This is a genomic window from Methanocaldococcus jannaschii DSM 2661, assembly GCF_000091665.1.
Taxonomy (GTDB): Archaea; AGJL01; Methanococci; order Methanococcales; family Methanocaldococcaceae; genus Methanocaldococcus; species Methanocaldococcus jannaschii.
In genome coordinates this window covers 994,654-1,014,178 of record NC_000909.1, presented here as the reverse complement: position 1 = coordinate 1,014,178, position 19,525 = coordinate 994,654, and the positions used below count along the sequence as shown (strand labels likewise).

17 protein-coding genes and 1 pseudogene are annotated in these 19,525 nt (G+C 27.7%); 13 read left to right on the top strand and 5 right to left on the bottom strand.

Translation table 11 applies throughout. The features are described 5' to 3' along the window. Positions 1-45 precede the first annotated feature (45 nt). The 13 genes from MJ_RS05750 to MJ_RS05690 all read left to right on the top strand — a co-directional run bounded on the left by MJ_RS05750 (position 46) and on the right by MJ_RS05690 (position 12,116). Complete coding sequence (locus tag MJ_RS05750) at positions 46-384, top strand: hypothetical protein (RefSeq protein ID WP_010870586.1); 339 nt, start codon at positions 46-48, stop codon at positions 382-384. Positions 385-414: 30 nt separating this feature from the next. Further along, positions 415-1,305, top strand: coding sequence for a serine/threonine-protein kinase RIO2 (locus MJ_RS05745; RefSeq protein ID WP_083774546.1), 891 nt, complete (start codon positions 415-417; stop codon positions 1,303-1,305). A gap of 187 nt (positions 1,306-1,492) precedes the next feature. Further along, complete coding sequence (locus tag MJ_RS05740) at positions 1,493-1,822, top strand: hypothetical protein (RefSeq protein ID WP_064496717.1); 330 nt, start codon at positions 1,493-1,495, stop codon at positions 1,820-1,822. Between the two features lie 21 nt (positions 1,823-1,843). After that, a complete protein-coding gene (locus tag MJ_RS05735; RefSeq protein ID WP_010870583.1) occupies positions 1,844-2,785 on the top strand; it encodes a DHH family phosphoesterase in 942 nt (313 codons plus the stop codon). Further along, a complete protein-coding gene (locus MJ_RS05730; protein ID WP_010870582.1) occupies positions 2,782-3,255 on the top strand; it encodes a hypothetical protein in 474 nt (157 codons plus the stop codon). The genes MJ_RS05735 and MJ_RS05730 overlap by 4 nt, the downstream gene beginning before the upstream one ends. A gap of 120 nt (positions 3,256-3,375) precedes the next feature. Beyond that, positions 3,376-4,554 carry a glycosyltransferase family 4 protein gene (locus MJ_RS05725; protein ID WP_010870581.1) on the top strand — a complete coding sequence of 393 codons (1,179 nt, stop codon included), beginning with the start codon at positions 3,376-3,378 and terminating at the stop codon, positions 4,552-4,554. A gap of 10 nt (positions 4,555-4,564) precedes the next feature. Then, the gene (locus MJ_RS05720; protein ID WP_010870580.1) at positions 4,565-6,088 is read left to right on the top strand and encodes a flippase; all 1,524 of its coding nucleotides are present in this window, start codon (positions 4,565-4,567) and stop codon (positions 6,086-6,088) included. A 4-nt stretch (positions 6,089-6,092) separates the two neighbouring features. After that, the gene (pseC, locus tag MJ_RS05715; RefSeq protein ID WP_010870579.1) at positions 6,093-7,253 is read left to right on the top strand and encodes a UDP-4-amino-4,6-dideoxy-N-acetyl-beta-L-altrosamine transaminase; all 1,161 of its coding nucleotides are present in this window, start codon (positions 6,093-6,095) and stop codon (positions 7,251-7,253) included. A gap of 10 nt (positions 7,254-7,263) precedes the next feature. Next, positions 7,264-8,277: an N-acetylneuraminate synthase family protein gene (locus MJ_RS05710; RefSeq protein ID WP_010870578.1), complete on the top strand. Its 1,014-nt coding sequence runs from the start codon at positions 7,264-7,266 to the stop codon at positions 8,275-8,277. Between the two features lie 2 nt (positions 8,278-8,279). Next, on the top strand, positions 8,280-8,918 hold the full coding sequence (locus tag MJ_RS09865; RefSeq protein ID WP_064496715.1) for an acyltransferase: 639 nt from the start codon (positions 8,280-8,282) through the stop codon (positions 8,916-8,918). Position 8,919: 1 nt separating this feature from the next. Then, complete coding sequence (locus MJ_RS05700; protein ID WP_010870576.1) at positions 8,920-9,651, top strand: cytidylyltransferase domain-containing protein; 732 nt, start codon at positions 8,920-8,922, stop codon at positions 9,649-9,651. Beyond that, positions 9,648-11,102, top strand: a complete 1,455-nt coding sequence (gene pseG, locus MJ_RS05695) for a UDP-2,4-diacetamido-2,4,6-trideoxy-beta-L-altropyranose hydrolase (RefSeq protein WP_010870575.1) — start codon at positions 9,648-9,650, stop codon at positions 11,100-11,102. The genes MJ_RS05700 and pseG overlap by 4 nt, the downstream gene beginning before the upstream one ends. A 12-nt stretch (positions 11,103-11,114) precedes the next feature. Beyond that, on the top strand, positions 11,115-12,116 hold the full coding sequence (locus MJ_RS05690) for a UDP-N-acetylglucosamine 4,6-dehydratase family protein (protein ID WP_010870574.1): 1,002 nt from the start codon (positions 11,115-11,117) through the stop codon (positions 12,114-12,116). Here the strand turns inward: MJ_RS05690 and MJ_RS05685 are convergent. The 5 genes and pseudogenes from MJ_RS05685 to asnB form a co-directional block, all read right to left on the bottom strand. Beyond that, positions 12,111-13,724 carry a glycosyltransferase family protein gene (locus MJ_RS05685; RefSeq protein ID WP_010870573.1) on the bottom strand — a complete coding sequence of 538 codons (1,614 nt, stop codon included), beginning with the start codon at positions 13,722-13,724 and terminating at the stop codon, positions 12,111-12,113. The two genes, MJ_RS05690 and MJ_RS05685, sit on opposite strands and share 6 nt — an antisense overlap. After that, positions 13,721-14,941: a glycosyltransferase gene (locus MJ_RS05680; protein ID WP_010870572.1), complete on the bottom strand. Its 1,221-nt coding sequence runs from the start codon at positions 14,939-14,941 to the stop codon at positions 13,721-13,723. Before MJ_RS05680 ends, MJ_RS05685 begins: the two co-directional genes overlap by 4 nt. Positions 14,942-14,957: 16 nt before the next feature. After that, the gene (locus MJ_RS05675; protein ID WP_010870571.1) at positions 14,958-16,787 is read right to left on the bottom strand and encodes a nodulation protein NodU; all 1,830 of its coding nucleotides are present in this window, start codon (positions 16,785-16,787) and stop codon (positions 14,958-14,960) included. A 10-nt stretch (positions 16,788-16,797) separates the two neighbouring features. Next, a complete protein-coding gene (locus MJ_RS05670) occupies positions 16,798-17,658 on the bottom strand; it encodes a glycosyltransferase family 2 protein (protein ID WP_064496714.1) in 861 nt (286 codons plus the stop codon). Further along, positions 17,643-19,471: pseudogene (asnB, locus tag MJ_RS05660) on the bottom strand (asparagine synthase (glutamine-hydrolyzing)). The gene MJ_RS05670 and the pseudogene asnB overlap by 16 nt, the downstream one beginning before the upstream one ends. Positions 19,472-19,525: the final 54 nt, after the last annotated feature.

Sequence of the window (19,525 nt, the reverse complement as noted above, 5' to 3'; positions counted from 1 at the left end):
ATAGCAAAAAAATTAAATAATATGATTTAAAGATTTGGTGAAATTATGGCAATTGCTTATGCTAAGTTGTATGAATTAATTCATAAAAAGATTAAGGATGAAAGAGAGGCAGATGAGTTATATAATGCTATAATAGAGATTATTAAAGAATCCAAAGTTATTGTTAAAAATGAGTTAAAGGATGAGTTGAAAGATGAATTAGCGACTAAGAAAGATATTGATTTAGTTAGAGAAGAAATGAAGGCAATGGAAGAGAGAATATTAAGATATGTTGATAACAGATTCAATCAACTTTTAATTGTTCAGTTGATAATCTTATTTGCTATAATCATAACGAATCCTAACGCAATAGAATTAATAAAACTATTATTTGGTTTTAAATAAATTAAAAAATCCAATAAGGAGGGGATAATCATAATTAAAAAACTAATTGAAGCATTAAGACAGGCACAGGATGAAGATTTTAAAATATTAAAAATTATAGAGCTGTCAATGAGACATCATGAGTGGGTGCCGTTAGATGAGATTGTTAGAAAGGCGAAGATGCCAGAAAAGGACGTGCTTTACAGATTAAAGAGGTTGAACAAATTTGGATTTGTTGTGAGGAGCACTTATGGTTATGCTGTCTCAATGGGAGGCTATGATGCCCTTGCAATAAATGCTTTTGTTAAAAAAGGTATCTTAAAAGCCATAGGTAATAAGTTGGGAGTTGGTAAGGAGGGGGATGTTTATACTGTCTTGCTGAGTGATGGGAGAGAGGCGGTTTTAAAATTTCATAAACATGGAAGAACTTGCTTTACAAGAGGAAAGAGGTATAGAGGATATTTGGCTGATAAACATCATATAAGTTGGCTCTATGTTTCAAGATTAACAGCTGAGAGAGAGTTTGAGATTTTAAATGAGTTATTTCCAATAGTTAAAGTCCCTGAACCAATAGAATGGAATAGACATGCAATTATTATGGGTAAAGTTGTTGGAGAAGAGTTAAAGAGATTAGATTTATCAGAATTTATGAGTAAAGAGGAGATTAAAGATTTATTCTGGAAAATTATTGAAGAGGTTAAAAAGGCTTATGAAATTGGCTATATACATGGAGATTTGAGTGAATTTAATATTTTATTAGATGAAAATGGGGATTTTGTTATTATTGACTGGCCTCAGGCAGTTCCTAAATACCATCCAGATGCTGAATTTTACTTAAAGAGGGACATTTGGAACGTAATAAGATACTTTAAAAAGTATAAGATTGACAAAGAGGATGAGAAGATTGATGTTGATAAAATCTTTGAGTATATAACTAAATAACGGTTTTGGTGAAATCATGAGTATCTATAATGAATTATATAAATTAATGCTTGAATAAGTTAAAGATAAAGAAAAAGCTAAAAAATACTCCAAAATAATAGTTGAGTTAATAGAAGAAGGGTCATTGGAGATTAAAGATGGAAAGTTAGTAATTAAAGCTGATTAGATGATATATTTTGGTGGAATTATGGCTATTGCCTATGCTAAGTTATATGAAATTATAGCTAAATATATTAAGGATGAAAAAAGAGCGGAAGAACTGTATAATGCAGTTGTAGAAGTTATTAAAGAAGAAAAAATTATTGTTAAGCATGAGTTAAAAGACGAGCTAAAGAATGAACTGGCTACAAAAGAAGATATAATGCTTGCAGAAGAACGAATATTAAGGTATGTTGATAATAGATTCAATCAATTAGACAAAAAAATGACAGTTGGATTTGTGATTTTGATACTACTCTATATATTAACAAATCCAAACGCTATAGAACTAATAAAACTACTATTTGGAGTTAAATAAATATTAAATAAGTGAAGTTTTATGGCATTTGATGAAATTTGTGATGAGATTATATTGAACTATGAGGATGCCAAAGATTTTGCTTATATCTTAAAATTAACTTATTTGAATGAATTTAAGAAACTTGAAAATTTAAATTTAAATAAATTTGGGATTATTAAGAAAGATGATTTGTCATTTTATGGAAAGAACTACCCATTATTTAAAAGTTTATTATTTTTCAATGAAATTCCCGTATTTAGGGGGGAGAAAGAGAGTATTTTATTTTTAAAGAGTATTGGGCTATCTCCAAGAATTACATTGAATTCTTTAACATATAAAGAGAAGATAAAATTAGGCAATGAATTTCTAAAAAGATGTATAAACTTTGTCCCTAAAGAATACATAAGTTATATTCCCCAATTAATTTTTGGGAAGGAATATTATTTTAGAGGAGTTTGTTTAAAAGAGTATGTTTCTGCTTTAAATGGACTTTATAAGATTGGTAAGAAAAAGAAAGTTAAAAAATTAATTATTAACATGGAATTACCTGATGAGAAGGATGTTAAAAAGTATAAGAAGAAATTGGCAAAGAAAATAACTCTATTTAATAAAAAATTAGAGAACTATGAGATAAATTACTTTAACTTAAAGTTTAATAACAAAAATTTTGAATGTCAATATATATACGTTAAACAATCAGTATGGGATAAGATTTTAGGTTTGTTTGGGGAGGGGATTGAATTAAAATATTATCCAACATTGGTTAATATCGCTTATTCATCTGAAAAAGTTGATTTCTTAAAGCCATTTTTTATATTTGTTGATAAAGGAGATATTTCTGTTTATGCAAAAGTTCCTAAACTTATTTATTTAAAAGATGGATTATCTTTAAATTATTTAAATCTAAGAGGGAAGTATGTATATTTCGGTAATTGGGAAAAAGATAAGTTTTGGGAAATTATTGAAAGGGGAGTATTATGAGAAAATATTTGATAATATTGGTGCTCCTCTTATTTTTAAGTAGTAGTTTTGGTTATTATTTTGATTATATAAAAGTTAGTGAGAGCAATCCTATTAAAACAATAACATTTAAAATTAATAAAGCTGAAAACTATTCCTATAAACTCAGTTTTGTTCATTATGGCAATATAAACAAAAGTATGAAGGTAAATATTTATTTAAATGGAAATTTAGCATATACAATTGATGATTCCAATGATGCCTCTCCTGCATATAAGAAAAATGCCTCTATAGATATAACAAATTATTTAAAAGATGGAGAAAATGTTTTAAAAGTTGAAGGGATGAATTTAATTGGAAATGAAAATTATCACCCATATTATGTCCTAAAAGATATTTATATAAATGAGCCGGCTAAAACTCCAATAGATTTTAAATTAATGATTTATGCTTTGTTGATTATTTGTTTTTTGATTTATAAGAAGTGCTAAAAATTAAGAAAATTTAAAATAATGTTAAAGAAAAAGTTGATGCATGAAATATTGTGAATTTTATAAAGTTATGAAAAATAACATAAGGATACATAACCTACAAACCTTAAGGGTTGTATTATGAGAAAAATAAAATTAATTATCTTTCCAGGATATTATATTCCACATATTGGTGGATTAGAAACTCATGTAGATGAATTTACTAAACATCTTTCAGAAGATGAAAATTACGATATTTATATATTTGCACCAAACATTCCAAAGTATAAGGAATTTGAAATAAGACATAACAATGTCAAAGTTTATAGATATCCAGCATTTGAAATTATTCCAAATTATCCAGTTCCAAATATTTTCAATATAAAATTTTGGAGAATGTTTTTTAATTTATATAAAATTGATTTTGATATTGTAATGACAAGGACAAGGTTTTTTTCAAATACTTTATTAGGATTTATTTTCGCAAAATTGAGATTTAAAAAGAAGAAGTTAATTCATGTCGAGCATGGTAGTGCATTTGTTAAGTTGGAGAGTGAATTTAAAAATAAGTTATCTTATTTCTATGATAAAACCATTGGAAAATTAATATTTAAAAAGGCAGATTATGTTGTAGCAATATCTAAGGCAGTTAAAAACTTCATATTAGAGAATTTTGTTAATGACAAAGATATTCCAATAATCTATAGGGGTTTAGAAATTGAAAAAATTGAGAGTATTGGAGAAGATAAAAAAATCAAGGAAAAATTTAAAAATAAAATAAAACTATGTTTTGTTGGGAGGTTATATAAGTGGAAAGGGGTTGAAAATATTATAAAAGCTTATGTTGATTTGCCAAAAGATTTAAAAGAAAAAATAATTTTAATTGTTGTTGGATATGGAGAGGATTTAGAGAGGTTAAAAAAATTGGCTGGTAATTATTTAAATAATGGCATTTATTTCACTGGAAAAGTTGATTTTGAGAAAGCAATTGCAATTGTGAAGGCATCTGATATTTATATTCACTCTTCATACAAAGGAGGGGGCTTATCAAGCTCTTTACTGCAAGCGATGTGTTGCGGCAAAGCGATAGTTGCAAGTCCCTATGAGGGGGCTGACGAAGTAGTTATAGATGGATATAATGGCATTTTATTGAAAGACAATTCTCCAGAAGAGATTAAAAGAGGAATTATTAAATTAATAGAAAACAACAATTTAAGGAAAATTTATGGTGAAAATGCAAAAAATTTTATAAAAGAGAATTTTAACTGGAAGAAGTCAGTTAAGGAATATAAAAAGATTTTTGAGAGATTAGTTAATTAGGTGGTATTAGTTGAGTTATAAAGAAAAGGCAGTTAAAGGCGTAAGTTGGCATCTTCTTTCATATTTCTTAGCTGCTCCAATAGCATATTTAGTTAGAGTTTTATATGCAAATGAAATTCCTAAGTTAGATGTTGGACTATTTTATGCTGTTTTAGATTTTTTTAGTATGTTAGTAGTTTTTAGGGCTTTTGGTTTAGATCAGGCACTTATAAGGTATATTCCAAAATATTTAGCAGAGAATAGATTAGATATGTTGAAATCATCAATCGTTTTTGTAGGAATTTTGCAAACAATTTTAGCATTTATTGTTGCATTTTTAGTAGTTATCTTTGCACCATATATTGCAGAGTTTTATATTAACAATCAAGGGCAATTTACCGGAAGATTGGATTTAGTTATTAATATTTTAATCATTATGGCAATGGGATATTATTTTTTAGATAGTATCGTAGCGTTTTTTTCAAATATATTAACAGGCTTTCAACTTCAGAATTATGCAAGTTCAACAAGAGTCGTTAGAATATTAAGCGTTTTTATCTTTTCATTAATTTTTATTTATCTTTTTAATGTTCATAACGCTTATGTTCCCTCCGTATCTTACCTTTTGATGGCTGTTGTTATGATTATTATTTATGGATATATTGTAGTTAAAAAAATATTTCCAAAGTTTGCTAAAGAAAAAGTTATATTTTCAAGGAAATTAATTAGGAATTTGTTTTCTTATGGGATGTATGTGATGATAGGTTATGCGGGAAGTTTGATATTGGGATACTTAGATGGGATTTGTTTAACCTATTTTACTGGCTTAAATGCAGTTGCCGATTATAGAAATGTTGCTATGCCAACTGTTAATATTCTAAGTTATTTTGCCTTTTCTGTTGGAGCAGTTCTCTTCCCTATGAGTTCTGAGTTATGGGAAAAGGGTTATAAAAAGGCATTAAGTTATGGTGTTGAGAAAGTTTTTTTGTATTCTCTGATTATTGTAACCCCATTGGCTATCTTGATGGCATATTTTCCAACTGTTATCATCAATATTTTATTTAATCCCAAGTATTTATCCGCAGCCCCTGCTATACAGATTTTAAGTTTTGGGGCAATGTTTTTAACATTTAATTCCATAGGGTTCAATATTTTAAATGGCATTGGAAGACCAAACATATCAACAAAAATTTTGTATATTGGAGCAAGTTTTAACTTAATATTTAATATTTTGTTAATTCCTAAGTTTGGGATTATCGGGGCAGCCATAACTACTGTATTTGGATACTTTATAATGTGGATTTTCCAAATATGGTTTTTAAATAAACTTTTAGAACACCAATTTCTAAATAAAAAATGGATTTTAGTTATTTTAGTAGGAATTTTTAGCTTAATTCCAGTTATGTTCATTAAGGATTTGATTGATAATGTTATATTACAGCTATTTGTTTGTGGAGTTGTTTATTTTGGAATATATATATTAGGAATTTTTGGGCTTAAGATAATAAATATATATGAGGTTAAGGATATTATCTCCAAGATTATAAAAAGGTGAGTAAATGATAAGAGAAAGTTTTTTGCCACCATTTAGGCCATGTATTGGTGAAGAAGAGATAAATGAAGTTATAGATACATTAAAGTCAGATTGGATAACTATGGGTCCAAAAACATTAAAATTTGAAGAATTGTTTAGAAATTATATTGGAAGTAAATTTGCAATATCCTTAAATTCATGCACAGCCGGGTTACATCTGTCATTGGTTGCATTAAATATAAAGGATAAAGATGAAGTCATAACTACACCATATACCTTTGCAGCAACTGGGAACGTTATAGTTCATCAAAGGGCAAAGCCCGTATTTGTTGATATTGATAAAGAAACCTATAATATTAACGTTGAGGAGATAGAAAATGCCATAACTGAGAGAACAAAGGCAATAATTCCTGTCCATTATGCAGGACATCCATGTGAAATGGATGAAATATTAAAAATAGCAAGAGACTATGATTTATATGTAATTGAAGATGCTGCACATGCATTGGGGGCAGAGTATAAAGGAAAAAAAATAGGTACTATTGGAGATACAACATCATTCAGCTTTTATGCAACAAAAAATATAACCACTGGGGAGGGGGGAATGGTTACTACTGACAATGAAGAGATTGCAGAAAAAATAAAAATACTGCGACTACATGGGATAAGTAGAGACGCTTGGAAAAGATACTCATCCGAGGGCTCATGGTACTATGAGATTATCGAGTGTGGTTATAAATATAACATGACCGACATTCAAGCATCAATCGGAATACATCAACTAAAAAAAGCAGAGATAATGAGAAAAAGAAGAGAAGAAATCGCTAAAATTTATAATGAAGAGTTTGAAAATCTTGAGGGGTTAATAACTCCAACCATAAAAAAACATGTTAAACATGCATGGCACTTATATCCGTTGTTAATAAATATCGATAGATTGAAGATAAACAGAACCAAATTTATTGAAGAGTTAAAAAAACAGAATATTGGAACAAGTGTTCATTTTATCCCATTACACTTGCATCCATTTTATAGGAAAACTTTTGGATATAAAAAAGGTGATTTTCCAAATGCAGAGTGGGTTTATGAGAGAGAGATTTCCTTGCCAATATATCCAAAAATGACTGATGATGATGTAATTGATGTAGTTAATGCGGTTAAAAAAATTGTTTCTGAGAACAGATGAGGATGATATTATGGAAAAGATAAAAATTGGAGATAGATATGTTGGTAAAGGTGAGCCAACATTTATTATTGCAGAGGGGGGATTAAATCACAATGGGGATATCGATATAGGTAAAGAGTTAGTAAAAGAGGCAAAAAAATGCGGTGCTGATGCAATAAAATTCCAATCCTACCATACTGAGGATTTCATAAGCAAAAAATCAGAATATTATGAACTATTTAAAAGTTTAGAACTGTCAGAGGAGGAATTCTATGAACTAAAAGAATATGCAGAAAAAATTGGAATTATGTTTATCTCAACACCATTAGATTTAAAATATGTTGATATATTAAATAAAATGAATGTGCCTGCATTTAAAATTGCCTCTGGTGATTTAACCTTTTATCCCTTATTAGAAAAAGTGGCAAAAACAGGCAAGCCGGTGATTTTATCTACAGGAATGTCTGATATTGGGGAAATTTGGGAAGCAGTTAAAGTTTTAGAAAATAATGGATGCAGGGATATTATTTTATTGCATTGTATTTCATCTTACCCAACCCCTTATGAAGATGTCAATTTAAACGCTATTAAAACCTTGAAAAGTATATTCAATATCCCTGTGGGATATTCTGACCATACATTGGGAATACTCGCCCCAGTAGTTTCTGTTGCCTTAGGAGCGGATGTTATTGAGAAGCACTTTACCTTAGATAAAAATATGGAAGGTCCTGATCATGCTTTGTCAGCAGACCCAGAAGAATTTAAGGAAATGGTTAATAACATAAGATTAGTTGAAAAAATGCTTGGAAGTGGGGAAAAGATACCAATGCCTTCTGAAAGAGACGTTATTGTTGAAGCAAGAAGAAGTATTGTAGCAAAAAGAAATATTAAAAAAGGAGAATACTTAAGTGTTGATAATATTTCATTTAAAAGACCGGGGAGAGGTATTGAAACAAAGTATTTGAGCATAATATTAAACAGAAAAATCAAAAACGATAAAGAAGAGGATGATATAATATACTGGGATGATTTATTAGGGGATTGAGCATGATTAAATTGTTAAAAAACACTTTAAAAGATCCAAAAAAAATTATGAGGGCTTTGGAATTTGCCCCTTCTTTTGTTTTTGGGAAGATATATTTGTCTATTTTTGGTATAAATCCTTTGAAGGTTCATAATTTTGGAAAAATCCATATTAGAAAATATGACAGCTCTACTATAATAATCAAAAGTGGGATTCTTTTAAGGGATGTAGAAATAGCAGCAAGAGGCAATGGAAAAATCATTATTGGAGAGAACTTTCACTGTGAACCGTATGTTAGATTAAACGTTTTTGAAGAGGGGATTTTAGAGATTGGAGATAATTGTGGAATTGGTTCATTTTCAATAATAAATGCTACTAAAAAAATAACAATTGGTAGTAATGTTTTAATTTCAAGTCATGTTCATATTATTGATGGAGACCATGGATTTAAAAAAGGAGAATTAATAAGGAATCAGAAAATGGTCTCAGAGCCTATTGAAATTGGAGATGATGTTTGGATTGGAACAGGAGTTAAAATATTAAAAGGGGTTAAAATTGGGGAAGGGGCTGTTATTGGAGCTGGAAGTGTTGTTACAAGAGATATTCCCCCATATTCAGTAGCTGTTGGAGTTCCTGCAAGAGTTATAAAGAAGAGGGAATAACATGAAAATAATAGGTATAATCCAAGCAAGAACAGGTTCAAAACGATTAAAAAATAAGGTATTATTGAAACTTGGCGATAGATGTATTTTAGAGATTCTCTTAGAAAGATTAAAAAAATCTAAAAAATTAGATGATATTATTGTCGCAACAACAATTAAAAAAGAAGATAATGCAATTGTAGAGCTTTGTAATAGTTTAGGAGTCAATGTTTTTAGAGGTTCTGAAAAGGATGTGTTGGATAGGTTTTATAATGCATCTAAGTTTTATAGTGGGGATGTTATCGTTAGGATAACTGGGGATAATCCACTAACATCTATTGAATTAATCGATAAACAAGTCGAATATTTATTAAAAAATAATTTTGATTATGTATCAACAAAAAATATTATTTTGGGTTTAAGTAGTGAGGTTTTTACCTTTGATGCATTAGAGAAAGCATGGAAAAATGCAAAAGAGAAATATCAAAGAGAACATGTAACTCCTTATATTTATGAAAATCCAAATTTATTTAAGGTTTTTTATTTAGAACCTCCAGAATATCTCAAAAGAGAGGGTATTAGATTAACAATTGATACTATAAAGGACTTTAAACTTTATTTAGAATTACAAAAACATTTTGATTTGATTAATGTAGATATTAGACAAATTATAGATTTTTTAGATAAAAACCCTCAAATAAAAAATATAAATTCAAATGTAAGACAAAAATCATATAGAGAGGTGGAGGAATGAAGATTGCTATCATTACTGATGGCAGTGTTGAGATGGGGATGGGGCATGTTTATAGGACATTATCATTAGCAAATGAACTAAGAAAGTTTAATGTTAATGAAATTATATTCTTTACGAAAAGTGATGAGGATGTGATTAAAAAAATAGAAGAAAATGGCTTTAAAGTTATAAAATGTAGCGATAATAATGATATCTTAAAAAACATTAAAAATATAAAGCCAGATGTTGTTATTATTGATGATTTAGGTATTGAAGAGGATTTCGCAAAGAATATAAGAGAATTATGCAAAAAATTGATATTTTTTGATAATCCAAATCCTTCATCAAATAAATATGCTGATATTGTGGTTAATGCAATAGTTGGAAGTGAATTAAAAAACAGAAAATATTTTGATGAAGAAAATAAAACTTTATATTTTTATGGACCGAAGTATTTGATTTTAAGAAATGAGTTTTATAAGGTTAAAAAAGAAATGTTGAGTAGAAGTAAAAATAAAGAGACAAAAAACATATTAATAGCTTTTGGTGGAAGTGATCCATCAAATTTAACCTGTAAGGTATTAGAAGAGCTTCTGTCTAAAGATAGAGATTTTAATATTAACGTTGTTCTTGGACCTAAGTTCCAATATGAAGACGAATTGAATAATTTATTAAAAAGGTATAGTAAATCAGATAAAATAAAAATCTACAAAAATATAGATAATATGGCTGAACTTATGAAAGATAATGATTTAATTATAACATCACCAGGAATGACGATGTTTGAAGCACTATTCTTAGGGATTCCAGTGGTCGTTTTATATCAAAATGAATTACAAAGAGAATGTTATGATGATTATTTAAAGAAAATATCTAAAACTCATTTGAATCCTTTAAAAGAAGGATATTTTATAGATGCAGAGCATACTGATTTACATATAGGAAAAGGGAAATTTGAGATTATTGAAGCTATAACTAATATATATAATTGTAAAAAAATTGGTGAAGATTCCAAAATTATAATTAGACAAATTACCGATAATGATCTCGAACTTTTAATGGCATGGAGATCTAATCCATTAATATATAAATTTTTTTATATTCAAAAAGAACCCCTAAAGTGGGAAGAACACTATTCTTGGTGGATGTCTCGTGAGAATAGGGTAGATTGGATAATACTACTTAGAGAAAATAATACAATTAGAAAAGTAGGTAGTGTAAATGTTTCACAATTGAATACTGATAATCCAGAAATTGGAATACTCATTGGGGAGTTCTTTTTATGGGGTAAACATATTGGAAGACATTCAGTTTCACTCGTGCTTAAGTGGTTGAAAAATATAGGATATAAAAAAGCACATGCGAGAATATTAGAAAACAACATTCGATCCATTAAACTTTTTGAATCATTAGGATTCAAAAAAACTAAAAAAGGTAGAGAAAACGAATGGATATACGAAGTGAATTTATAATAAGGTGAAAAAATGTTTCAAGATATATCAAATTTTTATAAAGATAAAACTATTCTCGTTACAGGAGGAACTGGCTCAATAGGTAAAGAAATAGTAAAAACATTATTAAAATTTAATCCAAAAACAATTAGAGTATTAGATATAAATGAAACTGCATTGTTTGAATTAGAACATGAGCTAAATTCAGAGAAAATTAGATGTTTTATTGGGGATGTTAGGGATAAGGATAGGTTAAAAAGAGCTATTGAGGAGGTAGATGTTGTATTCCATGCAGCTGCATTAAAGCACGTTCCCCTCTGCGAATACAACCCATTTGAAGCTGTAAAAACTAACGTTATTGGAACTCAAAATTTGATTGAAGTAGCAATGGATGAAGAAGTTGAAAAATTTATAACAATAAGCACAGACAAGGCAGTAAATCCAGTAAATGTTATGGGCGCTACCAAATTATTGGCTGAAAGATTAACAATTTCAGCAAATTTATATAAAGGAAAGAGAAAAACGGCTTTTTCTGTTGTTAGATTTGGAAATGTTCTAAATTCAAGAGGTTCCATACTGCCATTACTAAAAGAACAAATAAAAAAAGGAGGGCCTGTAACTTTAACCCATCCAGATATGACAAGATTTATAATGTCTATTAATGAAGCTGTTAAATTAGTTTTAAAAGCTTGTTATTTGGCTAAAGGTGGGGAAATATTCATTTTAAAAATGCCTTCTGTTAGAATTAAAGATTTAATTGAGGTTGTTATTGAGGAACTCGCTCCAAAATATGGATATAAACCAGAAGATATTGAAATTAAAATTATTGGAAAGAGGCCTGGTGAAAAACTATATGAAGAGTTAATTATCGAAGAAGAAATTTATAACTTAGAAGAGTTAGAAGATATGTTTGTTGTTTATCCTTATGGAGTAGATGGAAATAAAAATAATAAGATAATTTATAATTCGAAGGATGCCAAATTTTTAAATAAAGAGAAAATTAAAAAAATATTAAAAGAAATTAGTTATTTATAATTGTTTATTTAAAATTTCAAAAAATATTTCCTTTAAATTTTTTCTAAAATATTTTTTAAATTCTTTATCATCCATCATAAATGTTTCTTTTGCATTGGATTCTAAGAAGAAACTTTTACTTCCAGCATTTAAAAGTTCATAAATCATTGTTGAACTCATCCCTATTGTATATTCTGGAACAAAATTAAGTCCATTTATTATTTTTATTTCTTTTATGTTTTTTAATTTTTCTAACTCTCTAATTGAGAAATCATTCAAATACTCTCCAGGATGAGGTTTAAAGTAGAAAGAATAACCATGTTCGATTAAAGTATTTATTAATTTTTTATCTCTAAAAGTATTAAATATCTCTTCATAAAATTCAGGATAACCTTGAGATACAAATAATATCGTTTTTTCTTTTTTAGGATATTTTTTCCAATATAAGAATCTTGGGTCTGGAAAGACAATAACTTTATCTTTCGGAAAGTTATATTTATCAATTAAGAGTTTTTTTATATTTTCGTTCCAAACTAATTTACAATCTGGAATACAACTATATTTTTCCGATATTGGAAGATGGATATAGTTATTGTTAATTACCTCATGACTAAAGGCGATAGTTTTTATATTTTTTCTCCACAACCTATAAATATTGCACAGATAAAACATGAAGTTTCTTTCAGAGTCCCCAACAATACATTTAATATTGGTTTTTGAGATATAATCCTTTATAGATAAATAGAACCATAAAACAAAAGGTAATTTATGTTTTAAGAATATATTAAACATTGTATGAATAAACTTTTCATGTTCATCATTGTAGTTAGTTAAATTTACTTTTTTAAAAATTTTAGAAGAGTTTAGCAATATATCAAAACCCAACTTTAAATTTAAAATATCTTCAATAAATAGGTAATCTTGTCTCTTTTTATAGTAATCTTTAATATATTTTGGCAAATTGATAAAATTATACTTAGTAAATAAAATTGAGTAATTCTTATCTGTTAAATTAATATCAAAATTTTTTAATAGTTTTTTAAACTCTTCATTCTTAAATAAATGATTACCAAAAAATCTATTATTTCCATAATATCTGTCGTAATCTGTTATAAATAATATATCAAACCTGTAATTGTTATTTTTGTTCATTATTATTTTTCTAACTAAAAAATATAGCATAATTAAATTACCTTGAAAATTTTCCATAATATAATCCACTATTCTATTTTTATTTTTTGATTTTATATTATTGGTAAATTTTTTTAAATATTTTCCAAAATAATCAATATTTACATATTTCTGATTTAAAATAAATGTTATATCTTTTTCTGATTTTAATATATCATCAACTCTTTCTTTAAAATTATACCAGATATAGAATGGCATTTGATTTGTGTGATATAGGTTATCCCAATTAATTAAAAAATATAAGAAAGTGTTATATACTAAATGCTCAAACTCATCCTTTTTAATAAATTTGTTATTTTTGTATGAGTTAGATACTAACTCCTTTATAAAATCAAGATAACACTCTAATTTTTTTAATGGTGGATATGTGTTATAAAATAATTTTATTTCTTTTTCGTTAATTCTAATGAAATTAAAGTTATATATTTCTACAATCATATTGTTCCCTCAATTAATAGTTTCCATTCTTTAATTATCTTTTCAATGTCAAAATCCTTAGCTCTTTCTAACCCATTAGAATATCTCTTTCTCAAATCTTCATCTTCAATCATCTTAATCATTAAATCAGCTAACATTTTCTCTTCTTCGATTAAAGGTTTTTCATTTAAATCTTGCCATATAAACTCTCTTGAAAATGGTTTAGTTAATATCCCATACTTTCCATAATAAGGATAATCGATTTTATCACTTATATTTAACTCTGGGCATAAGATTTCCCTTGGACCAGTTTTACAATCAGTTGATATTACAGGGAGGTTTAACGATAACGCCTCTATAACAGTGTTTGGTAATCCCTCCCACAAAGATGAGAAAACAAAACAATTCGAATGCTTTAAAAATTTGAATGGATTCTTCTGCATGCCTAAAAGATAAACATTATTTTGTAAGTTTAATTTATTTATTAATTCTTGAAGTTTATTTTTTAACTCCCCATCTCCAAGAATTATTAGTTTAGCGTTTGGGTATTTTTCAGTAACCCTTTTAAAACTTCTGATTAAAAACCACTGTCCTTTTTGTTCGGTTAATCTTCCAATATTTATAAATACAAAAGAATCTTTAAAGATATTTCGATATTGTTTTTCCAATGGTTCGTTAGATAGTTGTTGAAGTTTATCAATTTCATAAACATTCGGAACAATTTTAGTTTTATTTTTTAATGATTTAAAATGAGATTCTATTATTTTCTTATTTTCCTGTGTTTGAACAATTATAATATCTGCATATTTATAAAAATATTTATATGCCAGTATAATAATTTTAGAATAAAGACCTTCTTTATATGATTCTATTGGGTTGTTCCTAACCCATAAAATAAATTTAGTATTGTTGGATATTTTAAAAATTTTATTTAATAATATTACTGGAATTATTGAAACATTTGCATCATCATGATGGGTTATAACTAAATCTGGCTTGAATTCTCTAATAATTTTTAGTATCTTATAAGTTCTTTTTAAAATTTTAAACGGCCAAAGTAGAGGATTTTTAGATTTTTCGTTAAATAGTATTATCTTTTCTTTGTCAATTTCGCCCTTTAACCATGGCTCATAAAATGAAATATATTTTGATTCATAAAGTTTGTCAAACATTTTTAACACTGACCAGAAATCCCAAACAGTCCCCATTACAGTTAATTGTTTCTTTTTGTTGGACATTCTAATCCCTCAACTTTTATATTTTTCTCTTTACTAAATAACCTTCAATAAACATTGCGTCAATATTACAATCAATGAAATCAGTTATTGCATCCTCAGGAGTTCTAACAATTGTTCTTCCATGCAAATTAAAAGATGTGTTTATAACAATTCCATAACCAGTAATCTCCTTGAATTTTTTTAGTAATCTATAGTAATTTGGGTTATCTTTTTCTTCAACGAATTGTGGTCTCGCTGTTCCGTCTATATGCATTGCAGAAGGTAACTTATCCCAAAATTCTTTTTTCATTCTGAACGCTATTGCCATATGTTTATGTTTATAAGACTTTTCAAATAATCTTTCTCTTTCTTCTTCTAAAACAGAAGGACAAAATGGTTGAAACCATGGTCTCCTTTTAACAGTAGAATTTATTTTATCTCTTGTCTTAGGATCTCTTGGATCTGCTAATATACTTCTATTTCCTAATGCCCTTGGTCCAAACTCCATTTTTCCTTGATAAACAGCTATTATATTACCTTTTGCAATCATCTCAGCAGCAATTTCAGGCCATTTTTCACCTATATATTCGTAAGTTATTTTATCTTTCCATTTATCTTTTTTTAACTCTTTTTCTACGTCTTCTCTTGAGTAATTAGGTCCCCAATAAGGCATTTCTAAATCTTTTAACCATGAGATATCTTCACCTAATTCTACAGCCTTTAATATCGCAGCCCCCGCTGCTACTCCATCATCACCCATTGCTGGAAATATATAGAGTTCTTCAAATGGAGTTCTTTCAAAAATATTCAAATTCATAATAACATTTGCTACCACACCACCTGCCATTGCAAGTCTCTGTATTTTAAATTTTTCATAGACAATATTTAAGTATTCAACAACAGTATCTTCTAGCCATCTTTGAATGGTTGCTGCAAAATTTTCATCACCTATTTTTTCTTTCCATTTTTGTAAGTATTGTTTATTATGTAATTTTTTAAGTATGTTTATATCGTGTTCCCATCTAAGTTTTTCTTTATTTATTTTGTATCCTTTTTTTAATAAATTATATAATTCCCCATTAGGCTTTCCATAAGCAGCTAGTGCTTCTGTTTTTCCTTCATCAGAATTTGGTGTAAAACCTAAAATTTCAGTGAATAGAGAATATATATGCCCAATTGAAGCTCCTTTAAATATACCTTCCACATCATCATAACAAATAATATCAAAACTAGAATAGGATACTAATCTATAATCATATTCTTTAAATAACCATAAACTATGATATTTCCAGTCCCCTATTCCATCAAGAGTAAAAACCAAGGTCTCTTTTGGAAAGAATGGACTAAAATAGTATGCTGAAGCTGCATGACATAAATGATGCTCATACAACGAAACATCTTTTCTAAAAATTTTTTTCAATTCTCTTTTTATAGCTAAGTTTCCTAATTTATTATATATGTTATTAAATCTTTTAAATAACAACTTCCTTAATCCATAAACAGCCAGTATCTCCCAAATAAATGGTCTATATATGTTGTTTAAAACAAACTTAGTTTTATTTTGTGATAACTCTTTTTTGTATTTAGCATATTCTTTAATATATTTGGGCTTATATGTTCTCTTTATATAGTCATCTATATGTTTGAATAATATAAAATCTAAATTAGTTTGTTCAAAGGGATATGCCACATAATCTATATTTTTTAATTTTGGGTATTCATTTAGTATTGGAATTACTGTCCCACCATCATGCTTTATTCTCGTAACTCTTTCAGTTAAGATTCCAAAAATCTCCTTATTCTTTGTATCAATATAAAAAACACCACTATCATGTAAAAAATATTTTACTCCTAAGATTTTAACCATAATTCCACCTTTAATGTCCTTTCGTACTAATTTCAGTCTTTTTATCTTTTATATCGATTAAAATCTTTAAAATAAATGTTGGCGTTAATACGATAAATAAATATACTACCAAACTATAAAAAAATACTTTCCAAAAATAAACATTGTTGCAGAAATGTTTTTTATTTTTCCAATGTGTTTTTAAGGTATAGTAAGAATATAATTTTTGTTTTTTGATTCTGCTTAAATAATTGTCTCTATTTGGAATTCTATATTTTAATAAAAATTCCTCAATTATGTCAAATTTGTAATCATTGGCTATACATCTAATCCAAAAATCGTAGTCTTGAGACCTAATTAATTTCTCATCGTATTTTAATTTCTTTAAGATTTTACTCTTTACCATCATAGATGGATGAACAGTTAAATGTTCTTTGAAAAAATATTTTTTAATTTCTTTAAATTTATATTTTTCTGGCTTAAACTCTTTTAAAATATTTCCATTTTCATCAATAAAATAAACCCAGCTAAACAATAAATCAATGTCTCTATTATTTTCCATATATTTAAATTGTTTTTCTAATCTTTTAGGTAATGCAATATCATCAGCGTCTAATATGGCAATATACTTCCCCCTTGCTATATTAACAGCTTTATTTCTACTGGCTCCTCTACCTAAATTTCTTTCATTTTTTATAAAAATAATTCTTTTATCTTTCTGTTGATATTCTTTAATAATTTCCTCTGCTTTTTTATTATTTGGATTATCTAAAACGATTATAAAKTCAAAATCTTTARATGTTTGATTTRAAATTGACTCAATAGATTCCTTTAAATATTTTTCTGGTTCGTTGTATGTTGCCATTACAACTGAAACTAATGGCTTATCCATCTCTCCCACCATTTAATAAACAAAAACAACCTTATCAAATAATTCCTATACAAACTTTGTTCTTTATTTTTAAAAACTTTCTCTTTAAAGAATTCATATAACTCATAATCAACCTCTTTTAATATTTCAACTTTTTCAAAAATCTCATTTAAATATTTTTCTTTTAAAATCCAATCTGCTAATGGTGGAGTAAAGCCTTGCTTTCCCCTATTAACTATCTCTTCAGGTAAAATATCTTTAATAATCTCCCTCATCAACTTCTTGGTTTTGAACAAATCTACCTTCCATTCAGTTGGAATTTTTTGGCTAAATTCTGCAAACCTATAATCTAAAAATGGACTTCTAACTTCCAAAGCGTTAGCATAGATGCCCTATCAACCTTAACTAAGAAATTATCACACAAAGTATTAAACAATAAATCAAAAATCCTTAGGGCTTCCCCCAACTTATTATCTCCTTTATTCAAACAATATCTTAATTTTTCAATAGTCCATTTTTTATAAATTTCTGGTCTTATCGCATCTTCTTTTATTGATTCAGCATAGAATTCCTCTGGATTTATTAAGGATAACCTAAACGCCTCCTTTAATAAATACAAATTAGCAATTCCATTTAAATCTTTCTTAACAGGTAATTTAGAACCAACAACTCTCAAAAATTTAGGTAATTTTCTAATGAAATCCATTCTATATCCGTTTAAATGAGTCATATAACCTCCAAAAACCTCATCCCCGCCATCTCCACTCAAAACAACAGTAACAAATTTCCTTGCCATTTCAGAGACCTTATAAGTAGGGAATCCACTATAATCTCCAAACGGTTCATCGTAAATCCAGCTGTATTTATCAATCAATTCCTCAAAATCTCTCTCCTTAAAGTAGTAATGATGATGCTGAGTTTTAAAGTAATCAACAACTATCTTAATATAAGGAGTTTCATCATACTTTCCTTCAAAACCTATAGAAAAAGTATGCAATTTACTTAAATCTGTAAATTCCCTCATAACTCCAACAACTGTAGAGCTATCTAAACCACCACTCAAAAACGCTCCAACTGGCACATCACTCCTCATTCTTATCTTAACAGCATCATATAATAGCTTTTTACCTTCTTCAATCAATTTCTTTTTATCATAAATAGGTTTGTAATCTGGCAACTCCCAGTAATAATATTTTCTAATCTCTCTTTTATCCAAATCAAAGATTAAATTCTGTCTTGCCTCTAATTTAAAAGTGTTTTTATAAATAGAGTAGGGAGATGGGATAAATCCCAAGGCAAAGTATAACTCAACTGCATCTTTGTTAATATTTTCTTTTTTATTTATCTCTTTAACTGCTAAAATTCCCTTCAATTCAGAAGAAAAGATAAATTCATTTCCATCCCAATAATAATAAAATGGCTTAACTCCTAATCTATCCCTTGAACAAAAGATTAAGCCCTTCTTTTTATCAAAAATACAAAATGCCCACATACCATTAAACTCTTTAACACAATCAAAACCCAACTTATTATAAAGCTTTAAAATAACCTCTGTATCTGTCCCTGTTTCTGTCTCTAAGTTAAATTTTTCTTTTAACTCCAAATAATTATAAATCTCTCCATTATAAACAATGATTATATCCGCCCTATCCAACTCATCATCTCTATAAATGATTTTATCCTCATCAACATTATACCCCATCGGTTGATGTCCCTTTTCACTTAAATCTAAAATTGCTAATCTAACATGTCCCAAACCAATAGAATAATTTTTAAAATTATAAATAAAGATTCCTTCATCATCAGGACCTCTATGTTTAATTGCTTTATTCATCTTATTAATTTCTTCTTTTATAACTTCTTTACCAAATCTAATAATCCCATTTAT